This window comes from Bacteroidota bacterium (assembly GCA_013696965.1).
Classification (GTDB): Bacteria; Bacteroidota; Bacteroidia; order JACCXN01; family JACCXN01; genus JACCXN01.
This window is the reverse complement of sequence record JACCXN010000035.1, coordinates 1-26,055: the sequence shown is the minus strand read 5'-3', so window position 1 is coordinate 26,055 and position 26,055 is coordinate 1. Positions and strand designations below refer to the sequence as shown.

Annotated in this window: 25 protein-coding genes and 1 pseudogene; 17 read left to right on the top strand and 9 right to left on the bottom strand. The window is 35.0% G+C overall.

The features are described 5' to 3' along the window. Positions 1 to 54 precede the first annotated feature (54 nt). From H0V01_05690 to H0V01_05670, 5 genes and pseudogenes are all read left to right on the top strand, one after another. On the top strand, positions 55 to 999 hold the full coding sequence (locus H0V01_05690; protein MBA2582864.1) for a T9SS type A sorting domain-containing protein: 945 nt from the start codon (positions 55 to 57) through the stop codon (positions 997 to 999). Positions 1,000 to 1,265: 266 nt separating this feature from the next. Further along, positions 1,266 to 1,590, top strand: a pseudogene (locus tag H0V01_05685) (type II toxin-antitoxin system RelE/ParE family toxin). A gap of 233 nt (positions 1,591 to 1,823) precedes the next feature. Then, on the top strand, positions 1,824 to 4,253 hold the full coding sequence (locus H0V01_05680) for a transketolase (GenBank protein ID MBA2582863.1): 2,430 nt from the start codon (positions 1,824 to 1,826) through the stop codon (positions 4,251 to 4,253). Positions 4,254 to 4,275: 22 nt separating this feature from the next. Further along, complete coding sequence (locus tag H0V01_05675; protein MBA2582862.1) at positions 4,276 to 5,727, top strand: hypothetical protein; 1,452 nt, start codon at positions 4,276 to 4,278, stop codon at positions 5,725 to 5,727. Positions 5,728 to 5,770: 43 nt separating this feature from the next. After that, positions 5,771 to 6,748, top strand: coding sequence for an amidinotransferase (locus H0V01_05670; protein MBA2582861.1), 978 nt, complete (start codon positions 5,771 to 5,773; stop codon positions 6,746 to 6,748). A 400-nt stretch (positions 6,749 to 7,148) separates the two neighbouring features. Here the strand turns inward: H0V01_05670 and H0V01_05665 are convergent, their stop codons facing one another. The 7 genes from H0V01_05665 to H0V01_05635 form a co-directional block, all read right to left on the bottom strand. Next, positions 7,149 to 9,881, bottom strand: a complete 2,733-nt coding sequence (locus tag H0V01_05665) for an AsmA family protein (protein ID MBA2582860.1) — start codon at positions 9,879 to 9,881, stop codon at positions 7,149 to 7,151. A gap of 172 nt (positions 9,882 to 10,053) precedes the next feature. Beyond that, the gene (locus H0V01_05660; protein ID MBA2582859.1) at positions 10,054 to 10,641 is read right to left on the bottom strand and encodes a dephospho-CoA kinase; all 588 of its coding nucleotides are present in this window, start codon (positions 10,639 to 10,641) and stop codon (positions 10,054 to 10,056) included. Continuing rightward, positions 10,638 to 11,636 carry a YbbR-like domain-containing protein gene (locus H0V01_05655; protein ID MBA2582858.1) on the bottom strand — a complete coding sequence of 333 codons (999 nt, stop codon included), beginning with the start codon at positions 11,634 to 11,636 and terminating at the stop codon, positions 10,638 to 10,640. The genes H0V01_05660 and H0V01_05655 overlap by 4 nt, the downstream gene beginning before the upstream one ends. Positions 11,637 to 11,793: 157 nt before the next feature. Then, entirely contained in the window at positions 11,794 to 12,111 is a 318-nt protein-coding gene (gene yajC / locus H0V01_05650; GenBank protein MBA2582857.1) for a preprotein translocase subunit YajC, read from the bottom strand. Between the two features lie 40 nt (positions 12,112 to 12,151). After that, positions 12,152 to 12,637: a DUF1573 domain-containing protein gene (locus H0V01_05645; protein ID MBA2582856.1), complete on the bottom strand. Its 486-nt coding sequence runs from the start codon at positions 12,635 to 12,637 to the stop codon at positions 12,152 to 12,154. A 26-nt stretch (positions 12,638 to 12,663) separates the two neighbouring features. Next, positions 12,664 to 13,611 (bottom strand): transcription antitermination factor NusB, encoded by a 948-nt coding sequence (gene nusB, locus H0V01_05640; protein MBA2582855.1) that lies wholly within the window; start codon positions 13,609 to 13,611, stop codon positions 12,664 to 12,666. Between the two features lie 53 nt (positions 13,612 to 13,664). Then, positions 13,665 to 14,771, bottom strand: a complete 1,107-nt coding sequence (locus H0V01_05635; protein MBA2582854.1) for a Glu/Leu/Phe/Val dehydrogenase — start codon at positions 14,769 to 14,771, stop codon at positions 13,665 to 13,667. Between the two features lie 152 nt (positions 14,772 to 14,923). Between H0V01_05635 and H0V01_05630 the strand changes: the two genes are divergently transcribed. Continuing rightward, positions 14,924 to 16,714: an ABC transporter ATP-binding protein gene (locus tag H0V01_05630; protein MBA2582853.1), complete on the top strand. Its 1,791-nt coding sequence runs from the start codon at positions 14,924 to 14,926 to the stop codon at positions 16,712 to 16,714. A gap of 112 nt (positions 16,715 to 16,826) precedes the next feature. Beyond that, positions 16,827 to 17,207: a PUR family DNA/RNA-binding protein gene (locus H0V01_05625; protein ID MBA2582852.1), complete on the top strand. Its 381-nt coding sequence runs from the start codon at positions 16,827 to 16,829 to the stop codon at positions 17,205 to 17,207. Positions 17,208 to 17,499: 292 nt separating this feature from the next. On the opposite strand, the gene H0V01_05620 is transcribed toward H0V01_05625, so the two are convergent. After that, complete coding sequence (locus H0V01_05620) at positions 17,500 to 18,018, bottom strand: NAD(P)H-dependent oxidoreductase (GenBank protein ID MBA2582851.1); 519 nt, start codon at positions 18,016 to 18,018, stop codon at positions 17,500 to 17,502. 188 nt (positions 18,019 to 18,206) lie between these two features. Here H0V01_05620 and H0V01_05615 point away from each other — a divergent pair, with 188 nt between their 5' ends. The 9 genes from H0V01_05615 to H0V01_05575 all read left to right on the top strand — a co-directional run bounded on the left by H0V01_05615 (position 18,207) and on the right by H0V01_05575 (position 24,991). Beyond that, a complete protein-coding gene (locus H0V01_05615; protein MBA2582850.1) occupies positions 18,207 to 18,887 on the top strand; it encodes a metal-dependent hydrolase in 681 nt (226 codons plus the stop codon). Between the two features lie 14 nt (positions 18,888 to 18,901). After that, the gene (locus tag H0V01_05610; GenBank protein MBA2582849.1) at positions 18,902 to 19,717 is read left to right on the top strand and encodes a ParA family protein; all 816 of its coding nucleotides are present in this window, start codon (positions 18,902 to 18,904) and stop codon (positions 19,715 to 19,717) included. Then, positions 19,704 to 20,615 carry a ParB/RepB/Spo0J family partition protein gene (locus H0V01_05605; protein ID MBA2582848.1) on the top strand — a complete coding sequence of 304 codons (912 nt, stop codon included), beginning with the start codon at positions 19,704 to 19,706 and terminating at the stop codon, positions 20,613 to 20,615. Before H0V01_05610 ends, H0V01_05605 begins: the two co-directional genes overlap by 14 nt. A gap of 22 nt (positions 20,616 to 20,637) precedes the next feature. Next, positions 20,638 to 21,204: a hypothetical protein gene (locus tag H0V01_05600; protein ID MBA2582847.1), complete on the top strand. Its 567-nt coding sequence runs from the start codon at positions 20,638 to 20,640 to the stop codon at positions 21,202 to 21,204. A 47-nt stretch (positions 21,205 to 21,251) separates the two neighbouring features. After that, entirely contained in the window at positions 21,252 to 21,971 is a 720-nt protein-coding gene (gene dapB / locus H0V01_05595) for a 4-hydroxy-tetrahydrodipicolinate reductase (GenBank protein ID MBA2582846.1), read from the top strand. Between the two features lie 17 nt (positions 21,972 to 21,988). Next, complete coding sequence (gene lepB, locus H0V01_05590) at positions 21,989 to 23,521, top strand: signal peptidase I (protein MBA2582845.1); 1,533 nt, start codon at positions 21,989 to 21,991, stop codon at positions 23,519 to 23,521. Positions 23,522 to 23,679: 158 nt separating this feature from the next. After that, positions 23,680 to 24,342: a hypothetical protein gene (locus H0V01_05585; protein ID MBA2582844.1), complete on the top strand. Its 663-nt coding sequence runs from the start codon at positions 23,680 to 23,682 to the stop codon at positions 24,340 to 24,342. Then, the gene (locus tag H0V01_05580; GenBank protein ID MBA2582843.1) at positions 24,342 to 24,539 is read left to right on the top strand and encodes a hypothetical protein; all 198 of its coding nucleotides are present in this window, start codon (positions 24,342 to 24,344) and stop codon (positions 24,537 to 24,539) included. Before H0V01_05585 ends, H0V01_05580 begins: the two co-directional genes overlap by 1 nt. Continuing rightward, positions 24,536 to 24,991, top strand: a complete 456-nt coding sequence (locus H0V01_05575; protein ID MBA2582842.1) for an energy transducer TonB — start codon at positions 24,536 to 24,538, stop codon at positions 24,989 to 24,991. The genes H0V01_05580 and H0V01_05575 overlap by 4 nt, the downstream gene beginning before the upstream one ends. A 172-nt stretch (positions 24,992 to 25,163) precedes the next feature. On the opposite strand, the gene H0V01_05570 is transcribed toward H0V01_05575, so the two are convergent. After that, positions 25,164 to 25,520: a helix-turn-helix transcriptional regulator gene (locus H0V01_05570; GenBank protein MBA2582841.1), complete on the bottom strand. Its 357-nt coding sequence runs from the start codon at positions 25,518 to 25,520 to the stop codon at positions 25,164 to 25,166. 162 nt (positions 25,521 to 25,682) lie between these two features. On the opposite strand from H0V01_05570, the gene H0V01_05565 reads away from it, so the two are divergent. Further along, positions 25,683 to 26,055 (top strand): hypothetical protein (locus tag H0V01_05565; GenBank protein MBA2582840.1); only part of this gene is annotated, 373 nt, incomplete at its 3' end.

Sequence of the window (26,055 nt, the reverse complement as noted above, 5' to 3'; positions counted from 1 at the left end):
AAAGGAAGAAGTGTATTAAAACAAATCTTTTAAAACATTAAAATAAATACTGCTATGGAAAATAACAAAGAAAACAGCCGAAGGAATTTTTTACGAAATTCCACACTAGCCACTTTATCGGCCACTTTATTTCCGGGAATTGTACTGTCCAAACCAGATTTCAGGCCTTATAAACCGCTAAATTGCAATCCTTCCACATTAGATTATTACGGACAGGGCCCCTTTTACCTGAACAATGCGCCAGTTTTAACAGATGGCCAACTGGCTTCTGCCACTGAAGCTGGAACCAGGCTCGTAATCAGTGGTGTGGTAAGAACTCTTGATTGTTCCCAAACAATAGCCAATGCCAAAATAGACATCTGGCAGGCAAATGACTCAGGGCAATATTATAACTCCAGTTTTGATCTTAGGGGAGTTGTTTATTCAAATGCTCAGGGTTTTTATTTGTTTGAAACCATACTTCCCGGAAAATACCTGAACGGTGCAAAATACCGTCCCCGTCATATCCATTTTAAAATAACGCCTTCTGGCCACCCGACCTTAACAACCCAATTGTATTTTCAGGGCGATTCTGATATTTCCGAAGATGCGGCAGCTTCTCTCAGCAGCGGAACCTATGATGCCACCCACAGGATTATTCCTATTACATTGAACGGAAATGGTAAATATGAAGGAACCTGGGACATAGTGGTCGATGGCAGCGGCTCAACAGGAATGGGAAACCCTCACCTTGAAAAAGGAATGATCTATCGCGTTTCTCCTAACCCTTTTTATGATTCAATTGAGATTGAATACGGAGTTTTTCTGCCGGCAAGGGTGGAGGTAAAGATCTTTAATATGTCGGGAAATTTGATAAAAGATTTTAATGAGGGCAAACTCCAACCTCAGAAAAGCAAACTCAGGTGGGAGGGTGGAAAAGACCTTCCTGCTGGAATTTATTGGGTTTCCTTGAAAATAAACGATATGCAGGTGCATTACCAGAAAATAGTGAAATCCTGAAAAAATCTAGAAAACCTTCAAGGAAAAGCAGGATTATACCCATACCCCGCCCAGCGTAGGAATTAAATTTTGTGCTATACTAGACAAGAAAAAAGTTTTACAGACAATAAAAGATTTACCTGACACATTCTCCGCTGAAGAAGTCATTGAGCGTATTATTCTACTTCAAAAAGTAGAAATTGGTATAGAACAAAGTCGAAAAGGTGAAACATTAACAACTTCTGAAGCAAAAACTCGATTGAAGAAATGGTTGAAGTAATTGGACAATTCAATCTATCGAAGACATCGAAAACATTGCTCATAGCTAAGGATTCGGAAAATTACGCTCAAATCCAGATCCCTGATTTTTTCGAAGCAGCAAGAACTTTGGAAGAATTTCCTAAAGCAGGTCGAATTGTTCCAGAATTAAACGATAAAAATATAAGAGAAATAATTGTAGGATTATACAGAATATTATATAGAGTTTTAACTAAAGAGAGAATTGAAAATTTAACTGTTTATCATTCATACAGGCTCTTGAAAAAACGGACGATTAAACGAAAAAAAAATAGAAAACGCCCTATAACATTTAGCCGAGTATATAACCCCTAAATTTTAATTACACTTACAGAAAAACATTAAAATAATGCTCTTCAAAAAACCATCTAATAAAAAAAACAAAAAAAAAATTAAATATCCATTATTGTTCTTTTGAACAATCTGTAAATAATCACTTATGCAGGCCTAAGGCATGAACCTATATTGAGGGGGAAATTTTTTTTTAAAAAAAGTTGATAAATTAGTATCTTCGCAAATTAAGCAAATAACAGATACTTTTATTTTATATGGCCACAACTAAAGCAACAGAAAGCGTAGCAGATGTAAAAGAATTCTCAAGAGAGGAATTACAACAAATAATATTGAATGATTATAGGATAGCCATAGAAAGTCGTGAAGCTAGTTTAATGGGAAGAAAGGAAGTGCTTACAGGAAAGGCAAAATTTGGAATATTCGGAGATGGCAAGGAAATTCCTCAAATTGCTATGGCAAAACAATTCAAAAATGGTGATTTTCGCTCTGGTTATTACCGCGATCAAACCTTTATGATGGCCATTGGAGAATTAACTCTTCAACAGTTTTTTGCTCAACTTTATGCACATACGGATATTGAAGCAGAACCGGCCTCAGGCGGAAGACAAATGAATGGACATTATGCCACCAGAAGTCTTAATGCAGATGGTAGTTGGAAAGAAATTTCAAAAATGAAAAATTCATCTGCCGATATTTCTCCTACCGCTGGCCAAATGCCACGGTTATTAGGGCTGGCTCAGGCATCAAAGGTATACAGGAATAACAAGGATCTTAAGGATTTCAGCAAATTTACTACAGGAGGAAATGAAGTTGCTTTCGGTACCATTGGTGATGCCAGCACTTCGGAGGGCTTGTTTTGGGAAACATTTAATGCAGCTGGTGTTTTGCAAGTGCCTATGGCTATCTCTGTCTGGGATGATGGCCATGGAATTTCTGTGCCTAAAAAATACCAAACTACAAAAGAAAGCATTTCAGGTATACTATCGGGGTTTCAGCGTGAACAAGGAACCAACGGATATGAAATTTTCAAAGTAAAGGCATGGAATTATGCTGATTTAATTAATACTTATGAGGAAGCCATAGATGTTTGCAGGAATGAACATGTTCCTGTATTAATCCATGTGGAGGAAGTAACACAACCACAGGGCCATTCTACTTCCGGTTCACACGAAAGATACAAATCAAAAGAAAGACTCCAATGGGAGGCTGAATACGATTGCATTAAAAAAATGCGCGAATGGATGATTGAACAGTCCATTGCAACACCCCAAATTCTGGACTCCCTAGAATCAGAAGCAAGAAAAGTTGTAAGAGAGGCTAAAAATGCAGCATGGCAGGCTTACCTGGAACCAATAAAAAATGAAGTTACGGAGGTAAATGGCTTACTTGAACAAATTATTACCTCCAGTTCAAAAGGGGATACAATTTCACAAATTAAAAAAGAGCTGGCATCAAGTATTGATCCTTCCAGAAAAGATATATTTTCAGCAGTAAGAAAGGTGCTCCGATTAACACGGGAGGAATCCGCAAATTCCAATAGAGCTAATTTAAATCATTGGCTTAAAAAGGCAAACCAGGACTGCTATGAACGCTACAACTCCTGTTTGTATAGCGAATCGGGAACTTCTGCCTTAAAAGTAAAAGCGCTGAAAGTTGAATACAATGAATCGGAACAAGTAGATGGAAGAGAAATTCTTCGTGATAACTTTGACTCTATATTGACAAAATATCCTGAAGTGCTTATTTTTGGTGAAGATGCAGGTAAAATTGGAGGTGTTAATCAAGGATTAGAGGGACTACAGGCAAAGTATGGTGAAATAAGGGTTTCTGATACAGGAATACGAGAAGCGACTATTATTGGGCAGGGTATAGGAATGGCCATGCGTGGTTTGCGCCCAATAGCAGAAATTCAATACCTTGACTACCTTTTGTATGCATTGCAAATATTAAGTGATGATTTAGCCACACTTCAATACAGAACAAAGGGAGGACAAAAAGCTCCTTTAATTATTCGTACCAGAGGACATCGCCTGGAAGGCATTTGGCATTCCGGCTCTCCTATGGGAATGATTGTTGGCGCACTAAGAGGAATTTATGTTTGTGTACCAAGAAACATGACTCAGGCAGCAGGATTTTACAACACACTTTTACAAGGAGATGATCCTGCAATTGTTATTGAACCACTTAATGGATACAGGTTAAAAGAAAATAAGCCTGCTAATTTTGGTGAGTTTAAAATTCCCCTTGGAGTTCCCGAGGTATTAAATGAAGGATCGGATGTTACCCTGGTTACTTATGGTTCATGTTGCAGAATTGCACTGGATGCGGCTAAAAACCTTTTAGAATCAGGAATATCAGTAGAGGTAATTGATGTACAAACCTTGTTGCCTTTTGATATATCTCAATCCCTGGTGGAATCGGTTAAAAAAACAAACAGGCTTGTAATATTGGATGAGGATGTAGAAGGTGGGGCCTCTGGTTTTATTCTTCAACAAATTTTAGAGAAACAAGAGGCTTATAAATTTTTGGATTCAGCACCAAGAACCTTAACAGCAAAAAATCACAGGCCTGCTTATGGTACAGATGGTGATTATTTTTCAAAACCTGGTATTGACGATGTTTTTGATATTGTTTATGCTTTGATGAGTGAAGTTAACCCTTTAAAGTTTCCCGCCATTTACTAATTTTATGTTTAAAGGGGGCTAGATGAACCCCGAAAATTATTTTTTTATCCTTCCAGACAAGCTGCAAGACAAATGCAGCTTGTTTGTTTTTAAACACTTTTTTATCCTCTGGTATTTTCGTAAATTAAGGTTTATAAAACTTGATTACACAAAAATGGAGGAACTACCACTAAAAATACGCCATTTCAAAGATGTTGATGCCGTTGTTTCACACACCTGGCATGACGTTTCTGAAAAATCATTGGAAAAAAGAGCTTTTTCCTTGTTGTTTTTAGATGAATATCTGGATAAAAAACCCAAGCACCCAAGCTTGGTTAGCAGTGCAGAGGGAAAAATCAAAAAAATACTTTTCACAATACCCTACTATATTATTGAAGGAGATGATAATCCACACTGGGCAGTTTATAGTGAGTTATTTCAAAAACTTCCGGAACATACAGAAATTATTATCCTTGCCCAAAACGGTTGTCATGCGTTTTTAAATGCCTGGATGCTAGAAAAAAAAATGGGCAAGCAAGTTAGATTAATTGAATTTCCGGATTACATAAATTTCACTATTTGGGCTGAGGATGCCTACGCCATTGTTAAGGACGCTGTAAGCAATAAAAGTTATTTTATAGAACCTCATTCTTTTCCACGTTGGGAGGATGGTTTTATTGCTGACTTTGTTGCAAAGGACCTTAAATGGGGAAGAACCCAGATTCCATTGTATTTTGAGGGAGGAAACATTCTTGTGGGAGATGATTTTTTTTTAATAGGAGCTGATCATCCTATAATATCCCTGAAATACATAAGTAGTATGGTTATTTCTAAAAAAGGAGAATCCAAATCGAAACTTATAACACGTTTATACAAGAAGTATTTAGATAGAACCCGAAAGATAATTTATGTTGGCTGTACACTTCCGGTTCCATCCAGCAAGGAAAGTGACTTTGAGTATAAAGGTGAGCGGTGGAAACAATATTATTACCGGAAAAATGAAGGAGGAACTGTTCAGCCAATTTTCCATATAGATATGTTTTTAACACTCGCGGGAAGATCAGAAAATGGAAAGTACAGAATATTAGTTGGGGATCCAAAACTGGCTTCAGAATTAATAAATTTACCCGTTCTTTCTTATGCCATGACAGAGCTATTTGATAACATTGCAAATAACCTTATAAAAGCCGGGTTTGAAGTAATTCGTAATCCCCTGCCCTTGATTTATTTTGATGATGAAAAAGAAAAGTTAAGAACCTGGTACTTTGCAACCAGCAACAATGCACTTGTTGAAATAATTAATTATGAAATTAAAACGGTTTGGCTTCCCACCTATGGTTATGGTAATTGGAAAGAATTAAAAAAAACAGATGATTACAATAAAAAAATATGGAAAGATTTAGGTTTTAAAGTAATTTCGCTTGGGGATTTTCATCCTTTTATTGAAAATTCAGGTTCCTTGCATTGCATAAAAAAATACCTTGAACGGGCCTGAATCAGATGAACTCCAATGAAAAACACGATTTTAACAATAGAAAATGAATTACAAAGGTAAGCAGGAATTAAAGGATAAGGGATTTCAAAGACAGACAACATCTACTGTATTAATGATACGCCCGCTAAACTTTGGTTACAATGAACAAACTGCGTTAACAAATGCTTTCCAGGTTGCTCCCGAGCCACAAGGGGCAAAAACAATTCAGGAAAAAGCATTGCAGGAGTTCGATGATTTTGTGGAGGGATTAAAAAAATCAGGTATGGAAGTCATCACTTTTAATGATACCCCTTCGCCTTACACACCGGATTCAATATTTCCAAATAACTGGATTACTTTTCATGAAGATGGAAGAATTGTTCTTTATCCAATGGAAGCCCATAACAGGCGGCTGGAAAGAAAAACACAAATCATTAGCGCACTTGAATCTGAATATGGTTTTGAAATTTCAGAAATCATCGATCTCAGTTATTTTGAAAAGCAAGATAAATACTTAGAGGGAACGGGGAGTATGATTCTTGATAGGCAAAATAAAATAGTTTATGCCTGCCTTTCAACACGGACCAGTCCGGAGGTACTCGAATTATTTTGTGCGCATTTGGGCTATACTTCAATTTGTTTCCAGGCTTTTGATCAAAATGATGTTCCCATTTACCATACAAATGTTTTAATGGCAGTGGGTGAAAAAATTGCTATTGCCTGCCTTGAATCTATTTCAAATGAAAAGGAAAAGGAAAATTTACTTAATTCTTTACTTGCCACAGGAAAAACAATTGTTGAAATTAGCCTTAAACAAATGCTGAATTTTGCAGGAAATATGTTGGAATTAAAAACCACAACAGGAAAACCTTTGCTGGTAATGTCCAAACAAGGTTATGAATCATTGACTGTTGATCAAATAAATAAAATTGAAGCCCAAGCAACCATATTTTATGCCGACATCAGCCATATAGAAAAGTATGGAGGAGGCAGCGCCCGCTGTATGATGGCCGAGATTTTCAACCCCAGGAAGGGAAGTTGAAAATTTAACTAGTTATAGCCAATGCTAAAAAAGACAGGCAGACAATTTCTCGGCAGACAATTAGTCACATTTTGACAACGACAAGAATTAAAAATAAAATAAGATGAAAACAAAACTACTCTTGACAATTTTGCTCGCCTTTGTTGGCTTGAGAATCAATGCACAGACAACTTTTCAAAAAACCTACGGTGGTTCTGGCAATGTTATTGCAACAGGAAAGTTATTGATAGAATAAAACATAAAGCACTGACTATAACAGCACCTTTGACTGTTGAAGCTTGAAATAAAAAGTAAAAATAGTTTTATAAAAAAGAGCCTGCAATTTAACCTGCAGGCTCTTTTGTTTGAAAAACAAATTTAATTATTCAGGGAATTTAAAAATTATTGCTCCCTAATTAATTTAAGGTTTAATTAAACCTTTCAGTTTCTTTTTTGCTTCCTCCTTGGCTTTGTCTTCAGCTTCCTGTTTTTTACGATCAGCCTCTGCTTTAATTTTATCAGCCTCTGCTTTAACTTTTGCTTCCGCCTCTGTTTTAGCCTTGTCTGCTTCTGCCTGGGCAGCTGCTTTGGCTTTGTCGGTTTCTGCATTTACCTTGTCTTGGGCGTTCTTTTTAAGTTTATCAGCCTCTTCACGTGCTTTGGCTTCAAGTTCTGCTTTTTTCTTATCCAATTCTTCTTTTGCTTTATCTTTTAAACCTGAAGCAAGATTATCTGCCATATCTTTTAATCCAACTTTAATTGTAGGAGCAGTTACAGTTCCACCAACAAGCACATCAACTTTTATCCTGTCGCCTAAATCAACATTTGCTCCTTTAGCTTTTGCCTGGGAAACAAGTCCGGCTAAAGCAGTATTTGCAGCCCCACCAAATTCAGAGCGAGGCACATCAAGATTCCATGTATAATTAATGGTTTGGTCAAAACCGGTGCTCCCTCCTACCCTTGCATTTGTATTCCCTATTTTAATATCAAAGGGTTCCACTACAACCTTTCCCTCTTTAAATTCAAAGGAAAGATTAACATCATTGAGGGCTAATTTCTTATACTGCTCCATTTTCAGGGCATCAGCCATTTTACTTATGGGCTCAAAATTGGTAACAACCACATTTCCTGTAGATAGTTTACCACCGCCATTAAGTGTATTCAGTACAGGTTCCATTTTATCGTCTAGTATACCTTTTACAGTCATGCTGGTTGAAAATTTACCGTGGCTGTTTTTAGCAACCGGGGCAAGTTTTTCAACAGTATTAAAAGTCAGAACAGTTTTTTGAATGTCAAAATTTTGAATATCAAGGGAGAATGCAATACCTGGTTTAGTAAGGTCTTTTGTTTCATAACTTCCATTCACTACCATTGCTCCACCCAGCATATTCATGCGCAGGTTATTCATATCCACCATCTTATCTGCTATCTTAATAGAACCAGTTACATTTTCCATTTCCATATTATCGTATAGCATTTTAGAAATTGCAGCAGTAAACAAAAAATTAATATTACCAGGCACTTCAATAACACTCATTGGTACTTGCTCTGTTGGGGTTTTTGTTGGTTGGGAAGCTGTGGGTGTTTCACTCTCTGCCATAAATTCATTAAGATCCATTAATCTGGAATTCATCGCAAATACACCATCCAGGGTTTCATCTTTGAACATGTATTCAATGAAATGCGTAATCTTACCACTTGCATTAATATCGCTCTTGCCAATTTTTGATTCAAAAGTGGAAAGTTCAACAAATTTTGGAGAGAAATTAAGATAAGCTTTATTGATAAAAACATCATAAGGTGTATCGTTGCTTTTATATTCCATGTCAACTGCCATTAATGTTCCGGCAAGGTTAAACTGGTCATATTGCTCTTTTTCTATTGAAGACATTCGTCCTTTCATGGTAATATCGGCCACAATTGTACCATTCATGCTTTCGCCCTGCTCTAAAGGCACAATATCTTTTATACTGCTAAGAAGTACCTTTCCTTTAATTACACCATCAATATTGGCATCTGAAACAGGAGTGGTTACAAGCATTTTCATTTCAAAAGGATTTTCAGCCATTTCCATATAAAATCGTTTTAAGTTAACGATAGTATGATCAGGAACCCCGGTTTTATTATCAACCACTAGATTAATATTAATGTTAGTAACTGCTTTAGGAAGATCAGGATATTGAAACATGGCATTTTCAACAAGCAATTTTGTTCCAAATCCAGGCATAGTAGTTTCATTGTATTTTCCTTTCACAAAACCATCCAGGGAAAGTGTTCCTGATGTTTTAACCGAAGCAAAATCATTGGAATAAACGGCAGGAACAAGAGAAAGAATATTTTTAAATTCAGTCTTTTTAGCAAAAAATGTAATATCCATGTCAATATCATCTGTTGGCATGGAAACCCATCCGTCAAAGCCCATAAACAACTCGTTTAGCTGAACTTCATTTTCTTTGAATGTGAATTTCATGTTCTTCATATCCATATCAAGATCGGCTTTAAAAGTAGTTTTAACCTTGTTTAACATTTTTACCCCATCTGATTTGTATGTAAGTTGATCAATGTTAGTGATGGTTTCCAAAATAAAATTATCCTGGGTAAAATCACCGCTTCCCTTATGGTTAAATCCAATTAATTCGGCATACATATTACCAGGGATGTCATCGTAAACAATTTTTCCATTGATTATTTCATAACTATTTAAAGAAGCTTTAAACTCTGTAGGATCTTCTGATTCAACTGGAGTTGTGGAATCCTCAAGGGCTATATCCCAGTTTGCTTTTCCATCAGCCAGAACTTTAGCTAAAATGGAGGGTTGATCCATTAAAAAAGAAACGATTTTAATTTGATCGCCTTTTATGATACTCATTATATCAATAGTAATTCCAAGGGTTTTAATTGAAGCGAGTGTATCGTTTTCAAATTCATCAAGCCCAATAAGACTAAAATCATACAGATCCAGCGTGAAATTGGGAAAACTGCTTATAAGGGTTAGCTCAACTTTACTGAAATCAACTTTAGCTTTGAGGTTTTTATTTGCCTCAGTTTTTATTTTTGCAATTATTTTATCCTTGAAAATAAAAGGCAGGGAAACTGTTATTCCAATTAACAATACAAAAAGACCCAAAAGGCCTAAAACGATTTTCTTTTTCATGGTTTTTATTTTAATCTGAGATAATGCCGGTGATTTATGCTAAACCTTTAATACCGATTTCTCCTGTTTTTATACAAATGTAAACTAAGTTTGTAATTTTTTATTGGAATTCCATTGAAATTAAAATTAGTTAATTTTAATCTGAATAACAAGTTTAATTTTTAACCAGTGCTTAGGGCAAACTCAGCATATTTTCATGAATGCGAATGATTTGGGGAAGTAGTAAAGAAACACCATCATTGGAAATAACAAAATCGGATTTCTGCACTTTAAATTCATCAGAACTCTGGAAAGACATTCTCTTTCTCACTTCGCTTTCAGTTACATTATCCCTTTTTATTGCTCTTTCTATTCTTATGTTTTCTGGGGCTACTACAGTAATTATTTTATCCACGTGCTTGTATGCGCCAGATTCAAATAATATTGCTGCTTCTTTAATTACATAAGGGGCTTGATTTTGTTTTTGCACCCAAAGCTCAAAGTCTTTTTTCACTTCAGGATGTACCTTTGCATTGAGTGCTGAAAGTGCCGAGGGATTGTTGAAAATTAATTCAGCAAGTTTTTTTCTGTCTAAACCCTGGGTTGTAAAAAGATCCTTTCCGAATTCTTTTTTTATAAAATCCGAAATTTCTTTATTTGAATTCACAAGACGTTTAGCTTCTAAATCGGCATTGTAAAAAGGGATTCCCAAATGATGGAAAACTGAACAAACCAGGGTTTTTCCGCTACCAATTCCGCCAGTAATACCAAGCTTTATCATTTTTTCAAAATAAGATATTCAACCTTTAAGGGCTGTTTTTTGAGTACCTGGACAAAATCCGGATGCCTGCTTATTTCTACTGCAAGTCTGTTTGTATTATCTCTTTTTAAATAATCCACCTGTGCGCTGAACATTTGGGAATTTACCTTATCAAAATCACCAAAACCCACAACATAACTGATCTTCACTTTTTCAGGGAAAATTTTTATAGCCATATCATTGGGAAGATTAACCATTTCTATTGGAATTTCCACAGATGCTTCGGTGTATTTTTCAACAGGAATTGTAACATTAACCGATTTGGCAGAAAATTCAAGTGAAGAATAACCTTCAGGAATTTTTAAGGGTAACTGTATTGTAAGGGTTTGGTTCAATTGATAAAGTATAAGCGAATCCGTGTCGAAAAACTCAACACCATCAACAAGTTTATCAAGCCCGGTTATTTTAATGCTGGCAGGTGAAAAAATTATGCGGTCTCTAAGCCGGTATTGTTTTTCAAAACTTATAATTTTATTTAAGTTTATAGGTACTTCTTTCGATTTTTTATCGCCAAAAGTAAAGTAAATAGTATCAGGCAGTATTCTGTTTACTCTTATTTCCTGGGAAAACTGCCGGGAAATGCGGTGGAGTTTGGAGCTGGTACTAAGTTTGGCTTCATAATTTCCTTCTGTTTCCTTTAAGCTTAAATTTTCAACATCAACAAAAACAGTATCACTGTAAAACTTGAGTTGATATCCAAGAAGGTGAAATCCCAGGGCATTTAATTCGATTGAAATGGTTTTGGGCAATCTGCTGGTTATTATTTTATTTTCAGGAAGGTTTTGATAAACCACTGGTAAGCTGATCAAAGCATTGTAATTTTTAGACAATGCCATTAGAAACCAAAAAACAGCAGCCACAATCAAACAAATAAGAAAAGCCGAAAATCGTCTATTGATTTTCAGCTTTTCACCGCCCTTTAGGCTTTTAATAAGTTTTAAAAGGCTTACATTCAAATTGATTCTGGTTTTGGATATTAACAGGGAACGAACTATCTATGTAATAATAACAATAAATTTTAGATGATAGTGTTATGGCAGCATAATTTAAAAAAATAAAGCTTGGATTGTTCCGTTGATAGCAACAATTCAAAACCTTAAAAATTATTAAATTCTATTTCTGTCCCATAATAGAGGCAGCATCCATAGAAACAGCACTTTTCTCTATTTTCATTTTAGTACCACCTTCAACTTCAATTGTAAAGGTTGTTTCATGTACATCAACAATTTTAGCATGAATACCACCAATGGTAATTACTTTATCGCCTTTTTTAATAGCTTCTCTGAATTTTTTCTGATCCTTTGCTTTTTTCAACTGAGGCCTGATCATAAAAAAATAAAATACGATTACAATTAGCACTAATGGCAATAAAGACATAAATCCTCCGCCTTCTTCCTGATTCATCAATAATATGCTTACTAAATTTGTCATTTGAGTTGTTTTATTTTAGAGATTTAATTTATTTATTTATTTATTTATTAATTCCAACATTTGGAGCAATAATTTCACCTGTTAAATTTAATACAGTTGTGGCTGGATAGGTATTTGCAAGCAATGTAACAGTTTTGTTTTGTTTCCCGGATTTTCCATCACTGTCAAAAACCACTTCAATTTTGCCTTCCCCATTTGGAGGAATTGGTTTTTTAGGATATTCAGGAACAGTACAACCACAGCTGCCTTTTGCAGAGGTAATTATCAGGTTGGTTTTCCCCGAGTTAATAAATTTATAAGAAAAAGAAATTTTCTCTCCCTGGGTAATAACGCCAAAATCATAGGCTGTACTTTCAAAATTAAAAGAAGGAACGTTTATGGTATCGGTTATTCCATTGGCATTTACCGGAATATTAATAAGATCGGTAGTGATTTTTTGATCTCCGGAAGTTTTATCCTGCTCACAGGAAACAATAAATAATGCCCCAAGGCATATTGCTACTATTTTAGCTCTTAAATGGTTCATGTTTAATTATTTTTGCACTATTAACTTTATTCTAATAAACCTCTTCCTGTTTTTATTATTTTATTCATTGCTTTAAAATCAGCAATTAATTTATCAAGAATACCATTAACAAAAACCTTGCTTTTTGGCGTGCTGAACCTTTTAGAGATATCGATGTATTCATTTAATGTCACCTTTACCGGTATGGAGGAAAAATTCAACAGTTCACAAATGGCCATTTTCATAATTAAAATATCCATAAGCGCAATCCGCTCTACTTCCCAATTCTGGGTTTTCTCAGCAATTATTTTTTCATATTCGCCACTGTGAATAATGGCTTTTCTGAATAATTGAAGTACGTATTCTTTATCCTCCTCCTCATCATTATACAATTTTAAAACAGGATGGAATTCATCACTGGATTCGCTGAAGGATTTAAAGGTTTTTACAACCATGCTATCAACCAGTTCAATATCATCGGACCAGTAAATACTTTTTTCCTCAAAATATTGCTCTACAAGTTCTGATTCAGCAATGTGTTTTTTAAAGGCCTTAATAATGAAATTTTTATCTTCATCAAAAGAATTTTCTCCAGAGTTAATGTATAAATCATATTCAGGGGATTTTTTTATCTCCTGGAATAAATTTTCCACATACTCCTTTTCATGAGTCCAACTTATTTTGTTTTTAGCAAGGGCCTGCTGAAGTTGTCGGTTTATTTTAAGCTTAGCAATAAGTTTATTGTCAACAAATTTTGTATTTGGATTTAGGTTCTCAGGTGTAGGAAGTCTTTTTTGTTTGGCATCCTGCAATTTCAAATCAGCAAAAGCAACCACTTCCATTAATAAAGAAAGCTGGTAGAGGTATAAATCATAAACTTTATCAATGCTGTGTATAAGTTCCTTTTCCCCGGTGGCAATATTTGTATTATCTGATTGAAAATAGGCATATAAAGCCTGCAAGCATTTGCTCCGTAACTGTCTTCTACTCAACATTAATTAAGAACTATAATGAAAAATTTATAAAAAAAATATGCTTTGTTATAAAATTAAAAAGAAAGCTTTACTTTTCCCATTGATTCTATTCTCTGCTCTGCCAATCTATTAGCAGCCTGATAAGTTGGAATATTTTCAAATTTTGACATTTTGAAAATTTCAAGAGTAGTGTGATAAATATTTTCTGCCCTTGCCATTGATCTTTCGCGGTTATACCCTTCAAGTTCTGAATACACATTTATCAGTCCACCTGCATTGATAAGAAAATCAGGAGCATATAAAATGCCTTTTTTCATCACCATTTCCCCATGAATTTTTTCATCGGCAAGCTGGTTATTTGCTGCACCTGCTATAATGGAACATTTCAAGCGGTTAAGGGTATCGTTGTTAATGGTTGCGCCTAAAGCACAAGGAGCATAAATATCCATTTCCATGTCATAAAATTCTTCCACATGAACAACTTCAGCATTAAATTGCTTCACAACTTTTTGCAGGCTATCCTTGTAAATATCACAAACATATACTTTTGCATTTTCTTTGGAAAGATATTCAACAAGGCTTTCACCAACATGTCCAATTCCTTGAACAGTAACTTTTTTACCTGCAAGACTGTCTGATCCCCACTTTTCCTGAGCAGCTGCTTTCATACCCATATACACACCATAAGCAGTAACAGGAGATGGATCACCACTTCCACCCATAGATTCAGGAAGGCCTGAAACGTGATCAGTTTCCATATTCACGTACTCCATATCTCTTGTGCTTATTCCAACATCCTCAGCCGTAATATACTTTCCTCCAAGGCTGTTAACGAATTTTCCAAACCTGCGCATTAAGGCCTCTGATTTATCTTTTCTTGAATCACCAATAATTACAGCTTTACCACCTCCAAGGTTTAATCCTGTGATAGATGCTTTATAAGTCATACCTCTTGATAACCTAAGAACATCATTAAGCGCAGCAGTTTCATTTTCGTAATTCCACATACGTGTACCACCTAAAGCAGGCCCTAGTACAGTATTGTGAATGGCAATAATAGCTTTTAAACCAGTTGCCTGGTCCTGACAGAAAATAACCTGTTCATGGTCATGAAGTGACATACGCTGAATAACTGGATTATCAATTATTGAAGGCTGGTTAATTTCTTGTATTAAGGACATAAATATTTTTTGTTTAGGTTATTTAATATAGTCTTAGGATTCGTTATTGTGGCTTATCCTGTAATTAGAGGGTTTTAAATAATGTGGCAAAGTTATATTATTTTTTAAATGCCACAAAATTTGTGGAAATTTGCATCAAAATATTTATTGTTGTGAAATCATTAAAATACCTGAATAAATACTTTCTCAAATACCGGTTCAGATTTTTATTCGGAACCCTGTTTGTAATAATTTCCAATTTATTCGCTGTTTATGCTCCCCAGGTAATAAGGCATACCTTTGATCTTGTAAAAGAAACGTATGATGTATTTATAATGTTTGAGGGCTTTGCACTGCAAAGTTCCCTAATAGATTTCTTTGCAAAAACAGCTTTTTTCCTGGGCATGCTCTATATTAGTCTGGCTATTTTTCGCGGAGTGTTTTTATTTTTAATGCGTCAAACACTCATTGTTATGTCAAGGCATATTGAATACGACTTGAAAAATGAAATTTTCAACCATTACCAGAATCTGAGTTTGTCCTTTTATAAAAAAAACAACACCGGAGATTTAATGAATCGCATAAGTGAGGATGTAAGCAGGGTGAGAATGTATTTTGGTCCTGCAATTATGTATTCCATTAATTTAATCACCCTTTTTGTTCTTGTAATTACGGCAATGCTAACTGTAAACCCTAAATTAACTTTTTATGTTCTGCTTCCATTGCCTTTTCTATCCTTTGCCATTTATTTTGTAAGTTCTGTAATCAATAAAAAGAGTGAAGCAGTTCAGCGCCAGTTAAGCCGCTTATCCACATTCACACAGGAAGCATTCTCGGGCATAAGGGTTTTAAAAGCATATAACAGGGAAGCATTTTCAGCCAATGAATTTGACAGGGAAAGTGAAATATACAAGGAAAAATCAATGGGGCTGGTAAAAACAAACGCTCTTTTTTTCCCATTTATGATGCTTTTAATTGGATTAAGTACCTTGCTCACTGTATTTATAGGGGGAATGGAAGCAATAGCAGGTAATATTTCCATAGGCAATATTGCTGAATTCATTGTTTATGTAAACCTCTTAACCTGGCCCGTTGCTGCGGTAGGATGGGTAACATCCATTATACAAAGGGCTGCAGCATCACAACAAAGAATCAATGAATTTCTCCATACAAGCTCCGATATTTCAGCTCCTGATGTTCCACCTATAAGTATAAAGGGAAAAATAGAATTTAATAATGTAAGTTTTCGCTTTTCCCAATCAACGCCTTTTGTGTTAAAAAATATTTCACTGTCTATTTTACCAGGTCAAACAATTGCCATTGTAGGAAAAACAGGATCGGGAAAATCAACAATGGCAAATCTGATTACCCGTTTGTATGATGTAACAGAAGGCGAACTATTGATAGATGAAAAACCCATAAAAAAAATAAATTTAAATTCTTTACGAAGCAGTATTGGTTATGTTCCCCAGGATGTATTTTTATTTTCTGATACAATTGCAAACAATATAGCATTTGGAGAAAGGGTGGATGATTCCGATATGGAATTAATAGAAAATGCTGCAAAAAGTGCAGTTATTTATGATAATATTATGGCATTTCCAAAAGGATTTAACACTTTGCTTGGGGAAAGAGGAATAACCTTATCAGGGGGTCAAAAACAAAGGGTATCAATTGCCAGGGCAATTATTAAAAAACCTTCCATTCTTATTTTCGATGATTGCTTTTCGGCAGTGGATACTGAAACTGAGGAAAAAATTCTAAATAACCTAAAGGACATTATCAGGGAAAAATCATGTATAATAGTTAGCCATAGGGTTTCCACTGTAAAGCATGCAGATAAAATCATAGTACTTGAGGATGGCCGAATTATTGAGGAAGGAAATCATCAGGCATTAATTCAGGAGAAGGGTACCTATTTTGAACTTTACCAGAAGCAGCTGCTTGAGGAACTCAAAAACTAGGGATTTTGGCATTAAATATAAAAAAATGTTTTTTTTTATATAATTTTTATATTTTTGTTTCAATTAAAAATTTGTATTTTAACTAAACTTAAATCATTAATTTGTTATAGCGATGGATGGATCAGAAAATAATGAAAGGACAGAAATTTTTTCAAAAGCAGTTAGAGCGGGTAAAAGAACTTATTTTTTTGATGTAAAGGCAACAAAAGGAAATGATTACTATCTAACAGTTACTGAGAGTAAAAAAAGATTTAGTGATGATGGAAAGTTTCACTATGAAAAACATAAATTGTTTCTATATAAAGAAGATTTTGAAAAATTTTCAGAAGGACTTAATGAGGCAATCGATAAAATAAAAACACTACAAGGTGAACCAGCAGAAGAAACTGATGATTCAGAAAGAACTTCCTATACCAGACCCGAGAGAAGCTCAGAGGATACAAAAACGGACACAGATTTCACCAATGTTGACTTCGAAGACCTTGATAAATAGATCTTTATTATAATAAAATGAAAGGCCAAAAAATGTGCCTCTTTTAAAAAAATCTTTTGAGAAATTGGAAATTAAAAGGAGTAGAAACTAGTTTTTCTACTCCTTTTTTTTATATCTTATCTAGGTATTTCAATGCATTAATAGGTGCTCCACAACAACAATAATATAGAACAATAAAGAGGTCAGAAGGTAATTAGGTTATAGGGATGCCGGAGCTATTTTCCTATTAAGGTTAAAAAAGATTAAGGTTACCAGTGTCTTTGATTTCAGAAAAAACTAAATTCTTTTTCAACTATTCCAAAAACTGATCGAGCAATTGCTTCATTCCTTTAATTGTAAACTCATCAACCAGCTCTCTTTTTTCATTTAGTAACTCTTCAATTCTTGAAATAGGGAGCTTATAAGGAAGAACCTGCATATTTATATAATGGAATATATTGGTTAACTGGTCTATTCCCCTTATATTTCCGGACCTGCCGGAGGAAATGCCCACCAAAGCAGCAGTTTTGCCGGCAAAAAATTCTGGCTTTACTGCATCAATGAATACCTTAAGCACTCCAGGAATTCCGGCATTATACTCAGGAACTACAACAAGAAGCTTATTTGCAGGAATTATATATTTTTCAACCAAACGGGAAAGTCCGGGATGGTTATAATCGTAAATATTTTTAAGCCCAAAGTCATCGGGAATTTCTTCCAGGGAAAACATTTGTGCCTCTACCCCCCTTTGCTTAATTAACTGAAAAAACTTATCAGCAAATATTTTTGTTGAATTGCCTGGCCTGTTAGTAGCTGAAATTATTGTAATCATTGATGTTTTCAACGTTTAATTAACAAATTTTTGTTTAAAACTATGGGCTGTAATTTAGTACATTATCTTATAATAAGTTGTACTTTTACAGTTGTTAGTAATGTAATTCTCTTCTTAATTCCAATTAAGTTGGACCATTCATTTTAAAAGGCAAAATTAACAAAGAGATTATATTAGAAGCAAATAAAATGGATATTACCTATTACGGACATTCTTGCTTTGGCGCAGAAATTAACGGCAAACACCTTGTATTTGATCCATTTATTACACCAAATGAATTTGCAAAAAACATTGATATAAATAAAGTTAAGGCTGATTATATCTTGATTTCGCATGGCCATGAGGACCATATAGCTGATGCTGTGAAACTTGCTCAAATTACAGGAGCCACAATAGTGAGTAATTACGAAATAACCGTATGGCTAAATAAACAAGGAGTTGAAAAAACACATCCCATGAATATAGGTGGAAAATGGATGTTTGATTTTGGAAAGGTAAAATGTGTAGCCGCTCAACATTCAAGCAGTATGCCTGATGGAAGTTATGGAGGAAGCGCTATGGGCTTTTTGCTTGAAACATCTGAAGGGGATTTTTATTACTCGGGCGATACGGCTTTAATGCTTGATATGAAACTAATTGGAGACTACAGGAAAATTAATTTTGCCATGCTACCAATCGGTGATAATTTTACAATGAGCATAGAAAATGCAATTATTGCTTCGGAGTTTATTAAATGCAACACCATTATAGGTATGCATTACGATACTTTTGGTTATATAAAAATTGATAAAGAAAGTGCAGTAACAAAGTTTGAGCAAGCAGGGAAGAAACTTCTGCTTATGGAAATTGGAGAAACAATAAAAATATAAATACAAGAATATAAATGGGTAAAATAATCGCAATTGCCAATCAAAAAGGTGGTGTTGGAAAAACAACTTCAGCAATTAATCTGGCTGCATGTCTTGCTGTTTTAGAATACAAGACTCTGTTAATAGATGCTGATCCTCAAGCCAATGCAACTTCGGGAGTGGGTTTTGATCCTAAAAACATTAAAACCAGCGTGTATGAATGCATTGTAAATGACACTGATCCCAGAGATATTATCCTGAGTACAGAAACACCAAACCTTTTTCTATTACCTGCTCACATTGACCTTGTGGGTGCGGAAATTGAAATGGTTAATTTGCCAAATCGCGAAAAAATGATGCGTGCTGCTTTAGGTAATTTGAAAAGTGAATATGATTTTATCATTATTGATTGCTCTCCATCTCTTGGTTTAATAACTCTAAATGCTTTAACCGCAGCCGATTCAGTAATTATTCCTGTGCAGTGTGAATACTTTGCCCTTGAGGGATTAGGAAAATTACTAAACACCATAAAAATTGTTCAGAGCAGACTGAATCCTGAATTGGAAATTGAAGGAATACTTCTTACCATGTATGATGTAAGGCTTCGTTTGTCCAACCAGGTAGTTGAAGAGGTGAAAACCCATTTTCAACAAATGGTTTTTGACACTATTATTCAAAGAAATACTAAATTGGGTGAAGCGCCAAGTTTTGGAGAAACCATTATTATGCATGATGCCTCAAGTAAAGGAGCAATTAATTACTTAAACCTTGCAAGAGAAATATTGCAAAAGAACGACCTTACCCGATTAAAGGAATCAGAAAAAATTATAGAAACAGATGAGCTCGAATAAAAGAAATGCACTTGGACGAGGCTTAAGTGCCTTACTGGAGGATTCCAAAACAGATATTACAAATTCCAAAACAGAAATGGGTTCTGTTGTAGGTTCAGTAACCAGCATACCTTTGGAACAAATTGAGGCAAACCCTTTTCAACCAAGGACACAATTTGAAAAGGAAGCCCTTGTTGAACTTTCAGAATCTATTGCTGAACATGGCATTATTCAACCTGTTACTGTTAGGAAACTCGGGTATGATAAATACCAGCTTATTTCAGGGGAAAGAAGATTCAGAGCATCAAAACTTGCCGGCTTAAAAACAATTCCTGCCTATATAAGAATTGCCAACGACCAGGCCATGCTTGAAATGGCAATAGTTGAAAACATTCAACGTGAAAACCTGGATTCCATTGAAGTAGCTATTAGTTACCAAAGGCTTATCGAAGAATGTAACCTTACCCAGGATGCTTTGAGCAAGAAAGTAAGCAAGCAGCGCTCTACCATTACCAATTTTTTAAGGCTGTTGAAACTTCCTGCCGAAATTCAGGTTGGAATAAGGGATGGAAAAATATCCATGGGTCATGCCAAAACATTGATCAATATAGCAGACGATAAAAAACAAATTGATATTTACAACCATATAATCCAGGAGGATCTTTCTGTTAGAGAATCTGAAGAATTGGTACGTGGAGAGAAAAAATCGACAGGACAAAAACTGGAAAAAAAATCAGACAATCCAGCAAAAGGAAATGTAAGCTTATCTTTTGAACAACAAAAAGCCATGCTTGATTTGAGCAATATGCTAAATTCAAAGACAGATCTAAAAATTAATACTAAAGGGAAAGGGAAAATCGTTCTTGAGTTCGAATCCTTAGGTGACCTTCAACGAATATTTGATATACTTGATATTTAATTTTATTAAAAAGCTGAATTTCTTGCTATTCCTGGTTACAGGAATAGCTTTGTTTTTTTTAAGCCCCCCTGATGTTTCAGCACAGGATGTTACTGCCGATACCTTAATTAATCAAAAGAAATCTGCTGATACCCTGGCAGTTCATTCCCCCAAAAGAGCTGCCCTAATGTCTGCGGTACTTCCGGGTTTTGGACAGATTTACAATAAAAAATACTGGAAGCTGCCCATAATTTATGGAGGATTAATTGGATTAGGATATGGCGTAAATTCAACCCAACAGCTTTATAAGGAATACAGAATGGAATACATTAACCGGGTTTTGGATAAGCCTCCGGTTAATGCATTAAATAACAATTATTCACTTCAAGACCTGGCCATAATACGTGATGATTACCGAAAAACAAGGGACATGTTAATTATTGGTACTGTAGGTTTATATTTACTTCAAATAATTGATGCCACTGTGGATGCACACCTGTTCACTTTTGATGTAAGCGATGATCTATCTTTCGACCTTCGCCCTGATGTATACACCTGCTTTAACACCCAAAGAAGTTATGCTGCATTAACTTTAAGAATTAAATTATAACTTTGGGCGATTAAATCAAAAAATTCTCCTGTAATTCAACAGTATTTATGAAAATCGCCTTACTTGGATATGGTAAAATGGGCAAGGAAATTGAGCGAATTGCCCTTGAACGAAAACACCATATCGTGCTTAAGATGGGTGTTGAAAATCTTGCTGATTTAACGCCTGAAAATCTTTCAAAAGCAGATGTGGCAATTGAATTCAGTACTCCTGAAAGTGCAGTTGAAAACATAAAAAAGTGTTTTGATGCCAATGTGCCAGTTGTAATTGGTACAACAGGATGGCTAAACAACCTAGAAGAGGTAAAAAAAAGGTGTCTGGAATTAAAACAGGCAATGCTCTGGGCCTCTAATTTCAGTGTAGGAGTTAATTTATTTTTTGAGCTAAACAAGCAACTTGCTCAGTTGATGAATAACCAATTTGAATATGATGTGGAACTTGAAGAAACACATCATATCCATAAGCTTGATGCTCCCAGTGGCACTGCAATTACCCTTGCCGAAGATATTATAAACAACCTGGAGCGCAAAAGCAGCTGGAAAAAAGAAACTGCCGAAAAATCCTCTGACCTTGTTATTCAATCGCACAGAATAGAAAATGTACCGGGAACGCACCTTGTAAAATACTCCTCCAAAGTAGATGATATTCAAATAACGCATACCGCCCACAGTAGGGAAGGATTTGCATTGGGAGCTGTTATTGCCTCAGAATGGATAGCAGGAAAAACCGGAATATTTTCAATGCGCGATGTGCTTAAAATTAATTAACCTTAAAAACTACTATAATGCTGATTTCAATTGAATCATTACTGATTATTTTCCTTGTTTATTTTATATTGGTTCATGTTGGCTTTTATAAATTTTTTGAAAAAGCGGGTGTACCCGGATGGAAAGTAATTATTCCTGTTTACAGTGTTTACCTTGCACTTAAAATAATTAAAAAACCCCTTTGGTGGTTAATTTTATACTATATTCCTTTTATTGGATTTATAATTGGCATAGGGCTAATTGTTGAATTTTTAAAGAGTTTTGGTTATTTGCGTTTTTACCAGCATATGCTTGGAATATTATTTGGACCCATTTATATTCCCTATGTGGCTTTTAAACCAGAAACACAATTCATAGGTCCTGAGGAAGCCAAAAAATTTAAAAAATCAGGAACAAGGGAGTGGGCTGATGCCATTGTTTTCGCTGTTATCGCAGCCACCATTATCCGTACATTTTTTATTGAAGCCTTCACAATCCCTACCTCTTCCATGGAAAAATCATTGCTGGTTGGGGATTATCTTTTTGTGAGTAAGTTAAGTTACGGTGCTAAACTTCCCAATTCACCCTTATCTTTTCCTTTTGCTCACCATACCTTACCACTTACAGAAAGTGTAAAATCTTATTTGGAATGGATTAAGCTTCCTTATTACCGCCTGCCTGCTTTTACAAAAATCAAGAACAATGATGTGGTTGTTTTTAATTATCCTGATGGGGATACAGTAGTTATCCAACACCAGAACCAAAGTTATTACCAGTTAGCAAGGGATTATGGAAGGGATGTAATTTGGAACAATCCTGATTTAGAAATTGTTTCCAGGCCTGTTGACAAGCGTGAAAATTATATAAAAAGATGCATTGGAATTCCAGGCGATACCCTGGAAATAATTGATCAAATAGTTTATATAAACAGCAAAAAGGCTGATCTACCCAATTTTTCGCAATTTTCGTATACTGTGGTTACCGATGGCACTTATTTAAGTGAAAAAACACTTGAAAAAATGGATATCACTGATCCTATTTATCCCAATCCTGCTTTTCCCTTTGCCTTTGATGTAATGTTAACTCATGAAAACGCCAAAAAAATTGAACAATTTGATTTCGTAAAGCAGGTTTTGCCCAATATAAAACCAAAAGGATATGAACATTACCGCAAATCAATGCCTATTATCCCCCATCACCCTTCTTTTGGTTGGACAGAAGATAATTTTGGGCCCTTGTTTATTCCCAAAAAAGGATCTGTTATATCCCTTACTCCTGAGAATATTATAATATATACCAGAGCCATTGAAACCTATGAAGGGAACCAGGTAAACATACAAGGCGATAAAATATTCATCAATGGAGAACAAGCAGATTCATACACCTTTAAGCTGGATTATTATTTTATGATGGGTGATAACAGACACAATTCAGCAGATTCAAGATTTTGGGGATTTGTTCCGGAGGATCATATTGTTGGAAAAGCTGTTTTAGTATGGTTATCTCTTGATGCAAACAAATCCTTTGTAAACAAAGTAAGGTGGAACAGGTTAATGAATACTATTAAATAAATTAATAGTGTTACGGGTGGGGCGGACACGAGAAAACAGACGAGTTAAAAGGCTCTGGAAACCATTATACCGCAGAGTTTTGGGAATATGACCCAAGGATTGGAAGAAGATGGAATGTTGACCCTGTTTACAAGCATCATTTAAGTAACTATTCTGTTATGTCAGGCAATCCTATAGTAAGAATTGACCCCAATGGTGCTGATGATGATTGGTATCAGAGTGAAGGTGGATCAGAACCTATATGGAACGAAGGGAGCGCTGCTACTATTGATATAGACGGGGAAACTTATAAAAATATTGGCGAAAAAGGCCACGATTTAGAAAATTATTATCATTCTGATGGAACGAAAACCCCTGTTTCTTTTGGATTGAATGAAGCAACAGTAGATGGTGGTACTATGTCAGACCACGCAAGAACAATGAGTAATCCAGTAGTGCAGAATATTCACCAAGGGCAGGTTAATTTTATGAAAGGGGCAGCTTCAGTTACCGGTGAAGCATTAGGAACTGTTGGTAGTGCAACTTCTTTAGTTGGATATGGAGTATCTTTCGTTCCAGGTGCACAACCAGTAGGAGCAGCCTTATTAACTTTAGGAATAGGATTGTCAACTACTGGAGGTTTATTTCAATCTGCATTTGATTTTTCTGAAGGAAATAATTTAAAAGGAGCAATTGGATTAGGTGCAATTGCTACTGGTTTTGGAGCAACCAGAGCAATTAATAAAACATCATTTTCCAATTTAGAAAAAACAATTTTAATTGGAAGCACCGAAATGAAAATAACAATTTTAAATACCACATTACAACAAAAAGCTAAATAATGATTTGGTTAAAATTCTTAGGTGGATTAATTTCTTTTGTAGTTGGTTTTTGGATTTTAATAAAAGTTATTAAAGATCCAATTCCTGAGGGTGAAGATATAGGAGCAAGTAATTATAGAGGTTTTATTTCTGGATTTGGTTTTATTATTCTCGGTATAATTCTAGTTTTAAATGGTATAAAAGAATTAGTTCAATGAAAATAACCAATTTTTTAATTGCTTTTTTGTTTTTCCCCTTTTTAGGGGTTTGTCAAACGGGGAGTAAAGAATTTGAAGAGAAATTAATAAAAGAAAAAAATTACCAGGAAGTAAAATTTTTTGAAGTTCCTGAAGGAGGATTTTCTTTGGTAGATAGATTTCCTATGTACCCAAATGGGAAAGAAGGTATAAATGAATATTTAAATAAAAATCTTACCTACCCTGCAGAAGCTCTTGAAAAAAGGATTAAAGGTACAGTCCTTTTAGGTTTCACAATAGAAGAAGATGGCACTATAGGAAATGTAAAAGTGATTCAAAACGTCCACCCTTTGCTCGATGAAGAAGCTGTACGAATAATTAATCTAATGGATAATTGGTTACCTGGTATTCAAAGAGGAAAACCAGTAAAAGTACAACTCGAACAAACAATACATTTTCAGCTTCCCCAGTAGGCTAAGCTGAAGCCAAGGCGTGTAAGGGCTTCGTGACAAAGTACAGGCCAGGCTTTAGGAAAGGGTTTATAACCGAGCCTTCACATTCTGAAAGAAATCCTTAAACTTTGATTTGGTAAGCATACAATCAATGATCCGGAACACATTGGAAGAGTAAGAGAGATTTATTTATTTAGAAGTTTATTTTACCGTCTAATAAATCCTTCATCCGTTTTTTTGTAAGCATAGAGTTTATAATTTTCACCAGTGCATTTTTTTCATCTTCGTCAAGTTGATTAATCAACATCAACTGTTCATTTAGTTCGTGGTTCTGTAGCTCCACTACACTGTTTTCCTTGTCGTTTAAAAGGTTGTCGGCACTTACGGCAAACACTTTCATTAATCGTTGCACAATATCAATAGAGGGCAGTAAATGGCCGTTTTCCATTTTTGACAAGTGGGTAACGTGTATATGTATTTTATCTGCCAACTCTTGTTGGTTCATATTGGAGGCCTTTCGTAAGGCTTTGATTTTGTCGTTAAACTTCATGTTCCAAAGTTCTATTGTTGTCTGCAAATTTACCATAATTTGAAAGTTTTGGACTGTTATTTTGCTTATGTTGAAATTCTATTGCAAATATATGAAAGTTAATTGTATTTTTGCTTTCAAAATAATGAATAATATTATTGCAGGATTTTCAACAAGACAAAAATGGAAATACAAGAAATCAAAGCAAAGCTAACATTAGCAACAGTATTGAGTTACTACAGCTTAAAACCCGATAAGAACTTACGGTTAAATTGTCCCTTCCACGAAGATAAAACACCAAGCCTGCAAGTTTACTACAAAACCCATACAGCGTATTGTTTTAGTTCCAATTGCAAAACACACGGTAAAAGCCTTGATGTAATTGATTTTATACTGCACAAAGAAAACTCCACAAAACGCGAAGCCTTAATGAAAGCACAAGAAATATTAGGAACAGAAAACACAACAACAGAAAAAAAAATAATCAATCCGGTAAATCCACCAATGAAACCAAGCATAAGCAGAGAACAGGTTTTACAAAACATGTTTCAGTATT

Coding starts and splice junctions, on each gene's coding strand:
- H0V01_05690 (MBA2582864.1), top strand. CDS start 55: ATGGAAAATAACAAAGAAAACAGCCGAAGGAATTTTTTACGAAATTCC.
- H0V01_05680 (MBA2582863.1), top strand. CDS start 1,824: ATGGCCACAACTAAAGCAACAGAAAGCGTAGCAGATGTAAAAGAATTC.
- H0V01_05675 (MBA2582862.1), top strand. CDS start 4,276: ATGAACCCCGAAAATTATTTTTTTATCCTTCCAGACAAGCTGCAAGAC.
- H0V01_05670 (MBA2582861.1), top strand. CDS start 5,771: ATGAATTACAAAGGTAAGCAGGAATTAAAGGATAAGGGATTTCAAAGA.
- H0V01_05665 (MBA2582860.1), bottom strand. CDS start 9,881: ATGAAAAAGAAAATCGTTTTAGGCCTTTTGGGTCTTTTTGTATTGTTA.
- H0V01_05660 (MBA2582859.1), bottom strand. CDS start 10,641: ATGATAAAGCTTGGTATTACTGGCGGAATTGGTAGCGGAAAAACCCTG.
- yajC (MBA2582857.1), bottom strand. CDS start 12,111: ATGACAAATTTAGTAAGCATATTATTGATGAATCAGGAAGAAGGCGGA.
- H0V01_05645 (MBA2582856.1), bottom strand. CDS start 12,637: ATGAACCATTTAAGAGCTAAAATAGTAGCAATATGCCTTGGGGCATTA.
- nusB (MBA2582855.1), bottom strand. CDS start 13,611: ATGTTGAGTAGAAGACAGTTACGGAGCAAATGCTTGCAGGCTTTATAT.
- H0V01_05635 (MBA2582854.1), bottom strand. CDS start 14,771: ATGTCCTTAATACAAGAAATTAACCAGCCTTCAATAATTGATAATCCA.
- H0V01_05625 (MBA2582852.1), top strand. CDS start 16,827: ATGGATGGATCAGAAAATAATGAAAGGACAGAAATTTTTTCAAAAGCA.
- H0V01_05620 (MBA2582851.1), bottom strand. CDS start 18,018: ATGATTACAATAATTTCAGCTACTAACAGGCCAGGCAATTCAACAAAA.
- H0V01_05615 (MBA2582850.1), top strand. CDS start 18,207: ATGGATATTACCTATTACGGACATTCTTGCTTTGGCGCAGAAATTAAC.
- H0V01_05610 (MBA2582849.1), top strand. CDS start 18,902: ATGGGTAAAATAATCGCAATTGCCAATCAAAAAGGTGGTGTTGGAAAA.
- H0V01_05605 (MBA2582848.1), top strand. CDS start 19,704: ATGAGCTCGAATAAAAGAAATGCACTTGGACGAGGCTTAAGTGCCTTA.
- dapB (MBA2582846.1), top strand. CDS start 21,252: ATGAAAATCGCCTTACTTGGATATGGTAAAATGGGCAAGGAAATTGAG.
- lepB (MBA2582845.1), top strand. CDS start 21,989: ATGCTGATTTCAATTGAATCATTACTGATTATTTTCCTTGTTTATTTT.
- H0V01_05585 (MBA2582844.1), top strand. CDS start 23,680: ATGTCAGGCAATCCTATAGTAAGAATTGACCCCAATGGTGCTGATGAT.
- H0V01_05580 (MBA2582843.1), top strand. CDS start 24,342: ATGATTTGGTTAAAATTCTTAGGTGGATTAATTTCTTTTGTAGTTGGT.
- H0V01_05575 (MBA2582842.1), top strand. CDS start 24,536: ATGAAAATAACCAATTTTTTAATTGCTTTTTTGTTTTTCCCCTTTTTA.
- H0V01_05570 (MBA2582841.1), bottom strand. CDS start 25,520: ATGAAGTTTAACGACAAAATCAAAGCCTTACGAAAGGCCTCCAATATG.